Below are 13383 nucleotides of genomic sequence, written 5' to 3'. Positions count from 1 at the left end.
TCATTTGAAGTATACCACATTTTTTCCCCGCTGAAAAGAGATTTACGCATTCCTTTGTCCCAGCAGCACCGGCTGCAGCTGCTCGCCCCGCAAAGCGGCGTCCACGGCGGCGGGCAACAGGGCAAGGTCGGCCTTCAGGCTCTGGGGCTTGGCTAAGGGGTCGTCCTGCCCGTAGGGCACAAAGTAATAGTGCTTGCGCTGGCACAACCGCGCCATATTTTCGCCGGAGGCGCCAAGGCCGTCGTTGGTAGAGACTGCCAGCACCACCGGGCTGCCCACCCGCAGCAGGCTTTTGGCGGCAAGGGTCACCGGCGTATCCGAAAGTCCCGCCGCCAGCCGCGCCAGCGTTGCGCCGGTGCAGGGGGCGACCACCAGCGCCTGCGCCAGCCGCCGGGGGCCCAGCGGCTCCACCGCCTGCAGGGTGTCCAGCACCGGTTGCCCGGTAACGGCCTGTAAGCGCTGCCGCCAGCTTTCCCCGGTGCCGAACCGGGTATCCTGCTGCGCGGCAAAGCTCATGACGGGCAGCAGCGTCCAGCCCTGTGCCGTCAGTGCCTGCGCCGCGCCCAAGGCGTCCTCCAACGTGCAAAAGCTGCCGCACACCGCAAAGGCAAGACAGCCCTTTTTCTCTGTGGTCATATTGTTCCCTCCCGCTCCTGCAAAATGGTCTGCACCGTGCGCGCCAGCGCCTCCCCTGCCGTTTCCGGTGCCCAGACCGTCGGTAGGCTCAGCGCGTGCAGCGCCGTGTGCCCCAGCCGCCGGGCGGCGGCAAAGTCCGTACCGCCGGGCTTTGAGGCCAGATCCACGATCAGGCACCCCTTCGGCAGCGCTGCCAGCACTGCCGCCGTCAGCACCGGCGCGGGGATGGTGTTCACCACCGTATCAAAGGCAGCAGCTGCGGCGGCAAGGTCTGTCAGCGGCACCGCCCGCAGCCCCTGCTCCTCTGCCATGGCCCGCTGCACCGGGCGGCGTGCCGCCACGGTCACCCGCGCACCCAGCGCCGCCAGACGCACCGCAAGCGCCCGCCCCACCGGGCCAAAGCCCAGCACCAGCACCGCCGCGCCCCACAGAGTACGGCTGCGCCGTTCCAGCAGAATGCCGATGCAGCCCTCGGCGGTGGGGATGGCGTTATACACGGTCAGCTCCGGGCGGGCAAAGTAGTCCACCAGTTCCACCCCCGCCGCCCGGGCGATGGTCCTTGCGCTATCCGTCACCTTACCGCCCAGCGCCAATGCCCCGGGCTTTGCCATGCCCAGCAGCTGCGTCAGCGGCAAATCAGCCTGTTCCAGCGGGAGCGGCAGCAGGATGCAGTCTGCCTGCGGCAGCTGCTGCACGCCGCCCACCGTATACCCTGCCCGCGCCAATGCACGCCCTGCCGCCGCCTGCCGGGCATCGCTGCCCACCACCGCAAACCGCTTTGTCTGCCTCATGTCGTCATCTCCCCTTTTCCGCTGTGCACTATCCTATGCAGGAAGAGGAAACCGCGTGAGCGGAAAGATGCTGACCGGCAGAAACAAAAAAGCTCCCCCTTTCGGGGGAGCCGTCATCGTGCAGCGATGACTGAGCGGGTTCTTATTTCAGCGCTTCTTCCAGCACCTTCAGCAGGTGCGGGATATCCAGCGGCTTTGCGATGTGGCCGTTCATGCCCGCATTCACGGCGTTCTGCTTGTCCTCCTCAAAGGCGTTGGCGGTCATGGCAAAAATGGGGATGCCTGCCTTGCGGGGGTCGGGCAGAGCGCGGATACGCCGGGTGGCTTCGTAGCCGTCCATCCGGGGCATCTGGATGTCCATCAAAATCAGGTCGTACTGCCCGGGCACGGACTGCTCCATCTTTTCCACTGCTTCAACGCCGTCTCCGGCGGTATCCACAAGGAAGCCTGCTTCCTTTAAGATCTCTATGGCGATCTCCCGGTTCAGGGCGTTATCCTCCACCAGCAGCAAGTGCTTACCGTCAAAGCTTGCCTTGGGCTGCGGGGCAGTCGTCTGCTCCGGCTGCACCCGGAAGGGCTCTGCCAGCACCTTGCGCAGCTCCGAGAGGAAGAGCGGCTTTTCGCAGAAAGCGGTCACACCGGCGGCGCGCGCCTCCTCCTCGATATCCGCCCAGTCATAGGCGGTCAGGATGATGATGGGGCAGCTGTCCCCGATGACCTTGCGGATCTGCCGCACGATCTCGATGCCGTTCATATCCGGGATGAGCCAGTCGATGATATACACGCTGAAAGCATCGCCCTGCTCCACGGCGTACTTCGTGCGGATGACTGCTTCCTTGCCGGAGATGGTCCACTCCGGGCGCATGCCGATCTTGGAAAGCATGGTGCTGACGCTCAGACAGGTGTTGGTGTCGTCGTCCGCCACCAGCGCCCGCAGCCCTTCCAGCTGGGGCAGCTGCTTGATCTCCGCCTTCTGCCCGCTGAGGGGGAAGCAGAGGTTCACGATGAACTCGCTGCCCTTGCCCGGCTCGCTTTCAAGGGTGATGGTGCCGCCCATCAGGTCTACGATATTCTTGGTGATGGAAAGGCCGAGACCCGTGCCCTGGATGCCGCTGACGGTGGAGCTTTCCTCCCGGGTGAACTCCTCAAAGATGTGCTTCTGGAACTCCTTATTGATGCCGATGCCGTTGTCCTTGATGCGGAACTCATAATTGCCGCAGCCCTTGGGCGCGCCGGGCTTCTGAGCAATGCGGATGCTCACCATGCCGCCGGTGGGGGTGAACTTGATAGCATTGGAAAGGATGTTCAGCAGCACCTGATTCAGCCGCAGCGGGTCGGTGATGATGTCCTCGTCCACCACATCCATGGTGTCGATGAACAGCGCTAAGCGCTTGGAGCTGATATTGGGCTGGATGATGGAGCGTATATCGTGCACGAGATCCGGCAGATGCACCGCCTTTTCCTCGATCTTCACCTTGCCGCTCTCGATACGGCTCATGTCCAGCACATCGTTGATGAGGGAGAGCAGGTGCTGGCTGGAGGTGGAGATCTTTTTCAGGTAGTCCAGCACCTGTTCTTTATTATCAACATGGGTCGCCGCCAGCGAGGTGAAGCCGATAATGGCGTTCATCGGAGTGCGGATGTCGTGGCTCATGTTGAACAAGAACTCCCGCTTGGCGCGGTTTGCCGCTGCCTCGTGCCGGACGGCAAGCTCCAGCTTGCGGTTCTGCTCTTCCAGCTGGGCGTGATACTTCTGCTCCTGCTCCCTTTTTTGCTGCTCCGCAAGCTTCATGGAGCGGCGGCGCAGCGTTTGCAGCACTGCCACACAGATCAGATAGAAGATCAGTGCCGTCAGCAGTGCGCTGCTGAAATTGCGGAACACCGATTTTTCGTCGATATAGAGATACAGATCAAAATTCTGTCCGTTGCTGTACATCCCGAAATAGCAGCCGGAATTTGCCCAGTCGCGGGTGTGGGTCAGAATGTCGGGCGCACCGGCCTTGCGGATGCCCTGCACCAGCGGGCTGTTCGTGGTGTACAGTCCGATGAGGCTCGGGTCGTTTGCGGCGATCACCTTGTCGTCCTGCACGATAAAGATGGTGCCGCTGATGTTCTTCGGGTAGCCGTCCAGCACGCTCTGGATGGACAGGGCTGTCCCCTCCACAAACTCCGGCGGGGTCACCCGGTACGCCAGCAGTGCGGCGTCCCCTGCTGCGGCGCGGCGGGTGGCAACATCCACCGCCGTGCCATCCTGTAACAGAATGCGCTTGAGATAGGTCTTTTGCGGGTTTTGCAGCACGTTCAGCGCGGCTTGCTCTCGCAGCGATTCCGCAAACTGCGCATAATCGATATTACCATCCGTATATTCGCACAGTGATTCTCCATTTTCGTCCAGTACGGCAATGCCGGTAAGCCAGAGGGACTCCGTTTCTGCCCGGAGGCTTTCGGGGTCGTAGAGATCCAAGGTATCATTTTCGGCCAGCTGCCGCACCGACACCGCCATCCGGCGCAGCGACTTTGCAGTGATGGTATCGTTATATTTTTCGTAGCTGGTGGACTGCACTTTTACAAAGTTGATGGTGCGGTCAAAGTATTCCTCGGTAGCGCGCATGGATTCCCGCCCGGAGAAGAGGGTCACTGCCAGCAAAAGCAGCACCCCCATCAGCAGGTAGAGCGCCGCCACCCGCATATTGGGCGTGAACGTTTTCTTGTTACGGTTCAAGGGCGTCCACCTCCAGATATTTTTCCGGGTCCGGCAGATACTTGCCTACAATCTGCTTCATCGTGCCGTCGGCGCGCATGGCGGCAAAGGTCTCGGTCAGCTTTTCGTCCAGCCCGCGGGTGTCGTTCAGCGCAAAGGCTACGCCGATGCCGGTGACCAGCAGCGGCTCCTCCAGAATGCGGAAATTGGCATTGCAATCCTGCATATACCGCAAAATGGCGGCCTCGTGGGCGGCAATGGCGTCCACATAGCCGCAGTTCAGCATGGCGTACTGCACGCTGCGGTCCTCGGCGCTCAGCAGTTCACCAAACTGCGGGATGCGGGGGTCGGTGCCGCCAAGGAAAATCTCTTCCGGCTTGGTGGTGCTTTGCACCATCATGGTCTTGCCCGCAAGGTCGGCAAGCGTTTCAATGCCGCTATCGGCATTGACCGCCACCACCTGACGGCTGACCATATACGGCCCTACCCAGCGGTACAGCTGCTCCCGCCCATCCATGGAAAAGCAGCTCCAGATGCAGTCAATGGCGCCGCTTTCCACCAGCTTTGTTTTCTGCTCCCAGTCAATGATCTCAAACCGCACCGCATACCCCATGCGGGCAAAGGCTTCGGTGGCAATGTCCACATCAATGCCGGTGGGGGTGCTGTCATTGCTCAGGTAGACAAAAGGCGGGTAGGAATCGCTGCCTACCGTAAGTTTGGGCAGCGCTGCCGCCGCCTGCGTTTTGCCGCAGGCGGTCAGCCCGGCTGCCGCTGCCGCCGCGCACACTTTTAAAAAGGTGCGGCGGGGTATTTTATGGTTGGATCGCTGTTCTGTCACGCGTAATTGTCCTCACATTACCATTGTAAAATTTCCTGTTTCAGTTCTCCCTGCACGTCCAGCAGACACTGCAGCAGCAGCGGGTTGAAGGCTCCGCACTCGCCGTTCGTGATCATCTGGACAGCCGTTTCGTGCGGGAAAGCCTTTTTATAGCACCGTTCGCTGGTCAGTGCGTCATACACATCCGCCATGGAGACCAGCTGTGCACTGATGGGGATATCGTCGCCCTTCAGCCCGTCCGGGTAGCCTTTGCCGTCCCAGCGCTCGTGGTGCCAGCGGGCGATCTCGTAGGCGGTCTGCAACAGCGGCTGGTCTGCAAAGCTTTCAGTCTTTTGCAGCATCTCTGCGCCCAGCATACTGTGGGTCTTGATCACCGCAAATTCTTCTGCGGTCAGCTTGCCGGGCTTATTCAGGATGGCTTCGTCAATGCCGATCTTACCGATATCGTGCAGCGCCGACGCCAGCGGGATGTTATCCTGCTGCTCGGGGGTCAGGTCGTAGCGGCTGGTCAGCTCCATCAGCCGGTGCAGCAGCGTCTCGGTGATGATGCGGATGTGCCGCACATGAGAGCCGGACTCGCCGTTGCGGAACTCCACGATCTGGCTCAGCACGCCCACCAGCACATCGGTGTTCTTTTCCCGTGCGCGGATCTGGTCAGACACCATCTGCACCAGCCGCCGCTGCTTGGCGTACAGCTTGATGGTGTTGGACACCCGGCGATAGACAATCTTTGCGTCAAAGGGGCGGTTGACATAGTCGCTGGCACCCAGCTCGTAGGCCTTGCGGATGGCTTCCTCCGAGTCGTCACTGGAGATCATGATCACCGGCACGTCCTCGATGGTGTGGTTGGTGTTCATGGTGCGCAGCACCTCAAAGCCGTCCATGACCGGCATATTGATATCCAGCAGCACCAGCGAAATCTGCCCGGCGTTTGCCCGCAGCAGCTCCAGACACTGCTTGCCGTTCTCGGCTTCCAGAATGCGGTAGTCCTCGCCCAGAATGCCGGCAAGCATCATGCGGTTCATCATGGAATCGTCCACCAGCAGGATCACGGGCTTTTCCCCTAAGACATCCTTCTGTGCAGCCAACCGGCTGTCCTGTGTGTCCACCGCCACGGCGTCCTTGTGGTTTTTGGCCTGATACATTATAAAATCTGCCCGGCGCACCACGTTTTCCATAGGGTCGGCAAGGGTCTGCATCGCGCCGCCGATGCTCAGCGACAGCCGGAAGTGGGGGTAGCCCGGCACCACCGTTTGCTGCACGGCGGTGCGGATCTGCTCCAGCTTTACCTTGAAATAATCCGCCGGGATGCCGGGCAGCACCAGCAAGAACTCGTCGCCGCCGTAGCGGATCAGCAGATCTGTTTCCCGGATGCAGCTGCGGATGGCCTTTGCAACGGTTTCCAGCGCCAGATCTCCGGCGTGGTGGCCGTAGGTATCGTTGCAGATCTTGAAATCGTCGATATCCATCAGGGCGATGCCTGCCGGGCCGAGGTTATTGCGCACCACTTCCTCGTAAAAGCGGCGGTTGTAGGTGCCGGTCAGGGCGTCGTGGTTCAGCCGCTGCCGGTAGCGCTTTTCTTTTTCCATGCTCCGGGCAGTAGTCTGGGCAAACTGCGCCTTCTGCTCCTCCATCTGCTGCATCATCCGCAGCAGATTATGGTTGGCGGTTTCCAGCGCCTCCCGCTGGGTACGGTTCTGCTGTTCCAGCTTTTCCCGCAGTTCCATATAGGGGGTGATATCCGTGATAGTGCCCACGATATAGCCTTTGCCGTACCATTCCACCTGATTGGCAGCGTTGGTGACCCAGCGGTAGCCGTTTTTGCCCAGAATCCGGAAGATGCTGTCACCATTCTTGGCGTAAGTCGCGCTGTTTTCCGCATTCCGGTAGCGCAGCCCGGCCGCCAGATCATCCGGGTGCACCAGCGCGGTGTAGCGGTTATCGAACCTTGCCGCAAACTCTGCCCGCCCCCAGCCCAGTATCTCCAGAAAGCGGTCGCTGATATAAATAAAGGGATAGCCTTTTTCCGGGTCATCCGCACAACAGTGGAAGCCGCCCGGTATATTCTGTGCATAGCGTTCCAGCCGCAGAAATCCTTTTTTTATTGTCTCGTCTGTTTCCATTTTACCTTTCCTGCCTTTTTCTCCGCGCATTGCAGCACGCAGTACCCCCTGTTACCGCAATTTCAAACTTTACCTTCCTGTACACCCTGCTTTTGGGCATACTGTAACAGTGTAATTCTATTATCAAAACTGCCTAGATGCAAGCATTTTTTGCCAGTTTTGCCAATGGAAAGGCAGGTAAGGCAACGCAAAAAAGCCGCCGCACAAAAAGTGCAGCGGCTTTGCGGGGCGTCACCTCACAGCCAGCGCTCTGCGATGATCCACCACATACCGGGCAGGTTGATTCGACCCAGCAGATGCTCCAATACGATCAGCATGGTATTCTCCTTTCAGACCGTCCGTTTCAGCCGAACAGCCCCTTCAGTAAAAACAGAAGCAGCTTAGTCAAGCTGCCGCCGCCCAAAAGGCCGAGCAGCGGCCCAAGGCCTTGAAACATGGAAGGGTTGCTCCTTTCGTTTCATTCCGTCCCGACTGCTGCCGGGTGCCGGTCTGCCTTATATACGAACCAGCCCGCCGCAGGATTGCAAATGCCGTGGTGGTAAATATTGGGAGTATCGCAGCTGCCGTCTGCCTTTACGACCCCTTCCCGTGAAAAAGTTGCTCAGAAACGCCCGCAGGCGTTTCTGAGCAACAAATCAAAAATACTATTTCCGCTGAAAATGCCCATAGCAGCGCGGAGGGCATTCCGAATCGTCTTACTTAAAACGCTTCCATGCCGGGGTAGACGGCGCTTTCGCCCAGCTGCTCCTCAATGCGCAGCAGCTGGTTGTACTTTGCCACACGCTCGGTGCGGCTGGGTGCACCGGTCTTGATCTGGCAGGTGTTCAGCGCCACCGCCAGGTCCGCAATGGTAGTGTCCTCGGTCTCGCCGGAGCGGTGGGAGCTGATGGCGTTGTAGCCGGCCTTGTGCGCCATCTTGATGGCTTCCAAGGTCTCGGAGACAGAGCCGATCTGGTTCAGTTTGATCAGGATAGCGTTGCCCGCACCCAGCTGGATGCCCTTTGCCAGACGCTCGGTGTTGGTCACAAACAGGTCGTCGCCCACCAGCTGTACCTTGCCGCCCAGCTCGCGGGTCATCTGCTGCCAGCCCTCCCAGTCCTCTTCGTCCAGACCGTCCTCGATGGAGATGATGGGGTACTTCTCCACAAGGCTCTTCCAGTGTGCGATCAGCTCGGCAGAGGTGAACTCGGTGCCCGCCTTGGGCAGCTTGTAAAAGCCCTTGCCCTTGGGGCTCTTCCACTCGGAGGCAGCGGCGTCCATTGCCAGCATAAAGTCCTTGCCCGGCAGATAGCCCGCCTTTTCGATGGCAGCCAGAATGGTCTCGATGGTCTCCTCATCGCTGGAAAGGTTGGGCGCAAAGCCGCCCTCATCGCCCACGGAGGTAGCCAGCCCCTTGGACTTCAGGATGGCAGCCAGCGCATGGAACACCTCGGCGCACCAGCGCAGCGCTTCCTTAAAAGAGGGTGCGCCCACCGGCATGATCATAAACTCCTGTGTATCCACAGTATTCGTTGCGTGTGCGCCGCCGTTCAGAATGTTCATCATGGGCACAGGCAGGCGGTTGCCGTTTACGCCGCCCAGAAAACGGTACAGCGGCATCTCCAGCGAAGCGGCTGCTGCGCGGCAGGCTGCAATGGACACCGCCAGAATGGCGTTTGCGCCCAGATTGGACTTATCCTTGGTGCCGTCGGCTTTGATCATGGCGGCGTCGATGGCGTAAATGTCGGAGGCATCCATGCCCACCACAGCGTCCGCAATGACCGTGTTGATGTTCTCCACCGCCTTGGTCACGCCCTTGCCCAGATAGCGGCTCTTGTCGCCGTCCCGCAGTTCCAGCGCCTCAAACTCGCCGGTGGATGCACCGGAAGGGGCACAGCCGCGCGCCACGGTGCCGTCTGCCAGCGTGATCTCGGCTTCCACAGTGGGGTTGCCGCGGGAGTCCAGAATCTCGCGGCCAACAACAGATTCAATTTCCAGATAATTCATCTTGAAACCCTCCTGAATATCATTTTCTCTCCCGTACTGCCCGGACGGGCAGACGGGGAACTGCTCTTTTTAGATAGTTATATATAACTAACCGCCAATATCCTACCACGCTTTGCACCCCGGCGCAAGAGCCGGTGCGTATGTTTGCAGACCTAAATTTTTAACAGGAACGCAAACCGCCGTGGAAAACCCGTTTACAGTCTGCCCCCTTGCGGCAGCGGGGATACGTTATGCTTACCATATGTTTTTTATATGGCAGATATGCCAAAAATTTTCTTTACTTTTTGGCGATTCGGTTCTATACTGGTTGCGGCGTTTTCGCTGTTTTCCCATTTATAGTCGTTATAGAGGAGGATTTTTGCAATGAATAAGGATCTGACGGTGGGCAAGCCGTCACAGGTATTGTGGCAATTCTGTCTGCCAATGTTCGGCAGCATCATTTTCCAGCAGTTGTACAACATCGCGGATAGTCTGGTAGCGGGCAAGTTCATCGGTGAGAACGCACTGGCTGCGGTGGGCAACAGCTACGAGATCACCCTGATCTTCATCGCCTTTGCCTTCGGCTGCAACATCGGCTGCTCGGTCATCGTGTCCCGCTACTTTGGCGCAAAGGAATACCGCGAGATGAAGACCTCGGTCTACACCTCCCTCATCGGCTCTGCCGTGCTGTGCGCCGTGCTGATGGGCATCGGTCTGTTTGGCTGCGACGCCCTGCTGGAGCTCATCAACACCCCGGAGGAGATCCTTGCAGATTCTGCGCTGTATCTGGATATCTACGTTCTGGGCCTGCCCTTCATGTTCTTCTACAACATTGCCACCGGCATCTTCTCTGCCCTTGGCGACAGCAAGACCCCCTTCTACTTCCTTGCAGTCTCTTCTTTGTCCAACATCGGCGTGGACATCCTGTTTGTGGCAGGTTTCAAGATGGGCATCGCCGGTGTGGCATGGGCTACCTTCCTGTGTCAGGGTGTCAGCTGCGTGCTGGCCATGGTGGTGGTGTTCCGCCGCATCCGCGCTTTCCACACCGAGGGTCATGTGCAGCTGTTCTCGTGGAATATGCTGGGCAAGGTGGCCGTGGTGGCTGTGCCCAGCATCCTGCAGCAGAGCTTTGTCTCGGTGGGCAACATCATCCTGCAGAGCATTATCAACACCTTTGGTGCCAGCGTCATTGCAGGCTACTCTGCCGCCGTCAAGCTGAACAACATGGTCATCACCTCTTTTACCACCCTGGGCAACGGCATCTCCAACTACACCTCCCAGAACATGGGTGCCGGCAAGATGGACCGCGTCAAGGAAGGCTTTGGCGCAGGCCGCAATCTGGTGTGGCTGCTGTGCGTGCCGCTGGTGGTGCTGTACTTCTTCTTTGGCCGCTTTTTGCTGCTGCTGTTCATGAACGACCCGCAGGGCCCTGCCATTGACACCGGTATGCTGTTTTTGCGCATCCTCTCCCCCTTCTACTTTGTGGTATCGGTCAAGCTGGTGGCAGACGGCATCCTGCGCGGCTGCGGCCTGATGGTGCGGTTCATGATCGCCACCTTCACCGACCTGATTTTGCGCGTGGGCATTGCCGCCGTGCTCAGCGCCACCGCGCTGGGCTCCACCGGCATCTGGATGGCATGGCCTGTGGGCTGGTGCATCGGTACGGCGCTTTCCATGGTGTTCTACGTCACCGCCATCCGCAAGGCACTGGCAGAGCCGTTGGCTGTTGCCGAGGCCGAGGGACAGGCCGCCGAAGTCCGCGCCGAGGCCGAATTTGCCGCCGACGCCGAGATGGAGACCCTGTAACCATTTTGCAACTTGTGAATTTGTTTCATGTCACAGATAAACAAAATGAACAATTTGAAATAGTGCACAAAATCACGCTTTAATTTTTGTATAAAGTATCAACAAAGCCGAGAAAATGCGCCCAAAAGTATGGACGGTTTGTGAATTGCGGATTTGAACCCAGATAGCTATAATAACAGACAAGAACAGAAGCAAGGCCGCTTTAGAGGGGAAGGGCCTTGCTTCCGTTTTTATCAATTTACTTTATAGAACACTCCGGAGGAGGAGATTTTTATGAAAAAGATGATCACTCGTCGTCAGTTCATGGCTGCTGCCGGTGTTGTTGCCGCAGCAAGCGCTCTGACTGCCTGCGGCGGTTCTTCCGCAAGCACGGCCGCTTCTTCTGCAGCCGGTTCCGCTGCTGCTTCCGGCAGCACTATCAAGGTGGGTGTGATGGGCCCCCTGACCGGTGACGCTTCCGTTTACGGTCAGGCTGTTGTAAACGGTGCCAGCCTGTACATGAAGCAGGTCAATGCCGATGGCGGTGTCAACGGCAAGCAGCTGGAGATCATCGCCATGGACGAGCAGGGCGATGAAACGCAGGCTGTGACCTGCTTTACCAAGATGGTGGATCAGGGCATCACCGCTCTGGTGGGCGATGTAACCACCGCTCCCACGCTGGCTGTTGCCGCCGAGAGCGCCGATTACAATATGCCTATGGTCACCGCTTCCGCTACTGCCGAGGCTGTTACCTACGATGCCGAGACCGACACCGTGAACGGGAATGTGTTCCGTGCCTGCTTCACCGACCCCTTCCAGGGCGTGAAGATGGCAGATTACGCTTACGAGAAGCTGGGCTACACCAAGGCAGCCGTCATCTTCCTGAAGGGCAAGGACTACAACGAGGGTCTGGCCGAGAACTTTGTCAAGGAGTTTGAGGCAAAGGGCGGCACCGTCGTGGATCAGGAGAGCTACTCTGAGGGCGACGTGGACTTCAAGACCCAGCTGACCAGCATCCTTGGCAAGAACCCCGAGATGGTGTTCTGCCCCAACTACTATCAGGAAGTGGGTCAGATCCTGGCTCAGGCTGAGAGCATCGGCTTGACCGTTCCCTTCCTCGGCGGCGACGGCTGGGATGGTCTGGAGGGCTACGCCACCGCCGACCAGCTGAAGGACTCCTACTTCTGCGCCTGCTACGCTAAGGGCTCCAGCACCGCGTTTGAGGATGCCTACAAGGCCGAGTACGGTGAGGCCTACCCCAACGGCTTTGCACCCTTGGGCTATGATGCTGCCATGACCGTCGTGTATGGCATCAAGGCTGCCGAGGAGCAGGGCCTCGAGGCCGGCTCCGACGAGTACAAGCAGGCCGTCATCGATGCCATTGCCGGCGGCACCATCGAGGGCATCACCGGCACCTTTACCTTCGACGAGCACCACAACCCCGTCAAGAGCACTGCCATCCTGACCTACGTGGACGGCAAGCCCGAGCTGAAGGAAATGTTCTGATCCGCGCTGTTCCATCCACCGGTGATGGAGCCGCCCGCACAGAGCAAACCCCATGATTTTTTTGGAGAACGCCGGAACAGCTTTTTTCTGGTCAGGCGTTCTCCGTTTTTTATATCAAAAAGTGTAAACGCCGCAAAGAAAGGAAGTATCCAACCATGACAGTGTTCTTTAGCCAGCTGATCAACGGCTTGTCCCTTGGCAGCATCTATGCACTGATCGCACTGGGCTACAGCATGGTGTACGGCATTATCCTGCTGCTGAACTTTGCCCACGGCGATGTCATCATGGTGGGCGCATACATGTCGTGGTTCGTCATGAACCAGCTGGGTCTTGGCCCGGTCACCGCTGTGTGCGCCACCATCATCACCTGTACGCTGCTGGGCGTGGTGATCGAAAAGATCGCCTACACCCCCCTGCGCAGCGCACCCCGTATCTCGCTGCTGATCACCGCCATTGGTGTCTCCTTCTTTCTGGAGTACACGGCAGAGCTGATCCTCGGCTCGGGTGCAAAGGTGATCCCCGCCTACTACACCAACCAGACCTTCCGTCTGGGCAAGGTGCCGCTGGGTCTTACCTCCATCATCACGCTGGTGGTCACCGTGCTGTCCATGCTGGTGCTCACCTTTCTGGTGCAAAAGACTAAGCTCGGCAAGGCCATGCGCGCCGTTTCGGAGGATATGGATGCTGCCCGTCTGATGGGCATCAACGTCAACAGCACCATCTCCTTTACCTTTGCCGTGGGCTCGGCGCTGGCGGGCATCGGCAGCGTGCTGTACTGCTGCTCCTACCCGCAGGCCACCCCCACCATGGGCTCCATGCTGGGTCTGAAGGCCTTCGTCGCCGCCGTGCTGGGCGGCATCGGCTCCATCCCGGGTGCTATGGTCGGCGGCATTGCCATCGGCCTGTGCGAGTGCTTTGTTTCCGCCATCGGCCTTTCCGCTTGGAAGGACGCTGTTACGTTTGCAATTCTGATCATCGTGCTGCTGGTCAAGCCCACGGGCTTCCTTGGCCGCAAGGTGCAGGAAAAGGTGTAAGGGG

At 59.0% G+C, this 13383-nt stretch carries 9 protein-coding genes; 3 read left to right on the top strand and 6 right to left on the bottom strand.

Annotated features, from left to right (window positions below; translation table 11 throughout):
• Positions 1 to 42: 42 nt before the first annotated feature.
• From C7J97_RS09960 to eno, 6 genes are all read right to left on the bottom strand, one after another.
• The gene (locus C7J97_RS09960) at positions 43 to 636 is read right to left on the bottom strand and encodes a dipicolinate synthase subunit B (RefSeq protein ID WP_113992811.1); all 594 of its coding nucleotides are present in this window, start codon (positions 634 to 636) and stop codon (positions 43 to 45) included.
• The gene (locus C7J97_RS09955; RefSeq protein WP_113992812.1) at positions 633 to 1427 is read right to left on the bottom strand and encodes an NAD(P)-dependent oxidoreductase; all 795 of its coding nucleotides are present in this window, start codon (positions 1425 to 1427) and stop codon (positions 633 to 635) included. Before C7J97_RS09955 ends, C7J97_RS09960 begins: the two co-directional genes overlap by 4 nt.
• Before the next feature lie 142 nt (positions 1428 to 1569).
• Positions 1570 to 4149 (bottom strand): response regulator, encoded by a 2580-nt coding sequence (locus C7J97_RS09950; protein ID WP_242983493.1) that lies wholly within the window; start codon positions 4147 to 4149, stop codon positions 1570 to 1572.
• Positions 4139 to 4966, bottom strand: a complete 828-nt coding sequence (locus C7J97_RS09945; protein WP_242983492.1) for a substrate-binding periplasmic protein — start codon at positions 4964 to 4966, stop codon at positions 4139 to 4141. The genes C7J97_RS09950 and C7J97_RS09945 overlap by 11 nt, the downstream gene beginning before the upstream one ends.
• Before the next feature lie 17 nt (positions 4967 to 4983).
• The gene (locus C7J97_RS09940; RefSeq protein WP_242983491.1) at positions 4984 to 7089 is read right to left on the bottom strand and encodes a diguanylate cyclase; all 2106 of its coding nucleotides are present in this window, start codon (positions 7087 to 7089) and stop codon (positions 4984 to 4986) included.
• Positions 7090 to 7788: 699 nt separating this feature from the next.
• Positions 7789 to 9075, bottom strand: a complete 1287-nt coding sequence (gene eno / locus C7J97_RS09935) for a phosphopyruvate hydratase (protein ID WP_113992814.1) — start codon at positions 9073 to 9075, stop codon at positions 7789 to 7791.
• Between the two features lie 363 nt (positions 9076 to 9438).
• On the opposite strand from eno, the gene C7J97_RS09930 reads away from it, so the two are divergent.
• From C7J97_RS09930 to C7J97_RS09920, 3 genes are all read left to right on the top strand, one after another.
• The gene (locus tag C7J97_RS09930) at positions 9439 to 10860 is read left to right on the top strand and encodes an MATE family efflux transporter (RefSeq protein ID WP_005922997.1); all 1422 of its coding nucleotides are present in this window, start codon (positions 9439 to 9441) and stop codon (positions 10858 to 10860) included.
• 273 nt (positions 10861 to 11133) lie between these two features.
• Complete coding sequence (locus C7J97_RS09925; protein ID WP_113992815.1) at positions 11134 to 12345, top strand: ABC transporter substrate-binding protein; 1212 nt, start codon at positions 11134 to 11136, stop codon at positions 12343 to 12345.
• A gap of 155 nt (positions 12346 to 12500) precedes the next feature.
• Positions 12501 to 13379 carry a branched-chain amino acid ABC transporter permease gene (locus C7J97_RS09920; RefSeq protein ID WP_005922993.1) on the top strand — a complete coding sequence of 293 codons (879 nt, stop codon included), beginning with the start codon at positions 12501 to 12503 and terminating at the stop codon, positions 13377 to 13379.
• The last annotated feature ends 4 nt before the right edge of the window (positions 13380 to 13383 follow it).

Origin of the sequence: Faecalibacterium prausnitzii (assembly GCF_003324185.1) — a bacterium.
GTDB lineage: Bacteria > Bacillota > Clostridia > Oscillospirales > Ruminococcaceae > Faecalibacterium > Faecalibacterium prausnitzii.
Note: the sequence above shows the minus strand (reverse complement) of the source record. Positions and strands in the feature narration are given on the sequence as shown.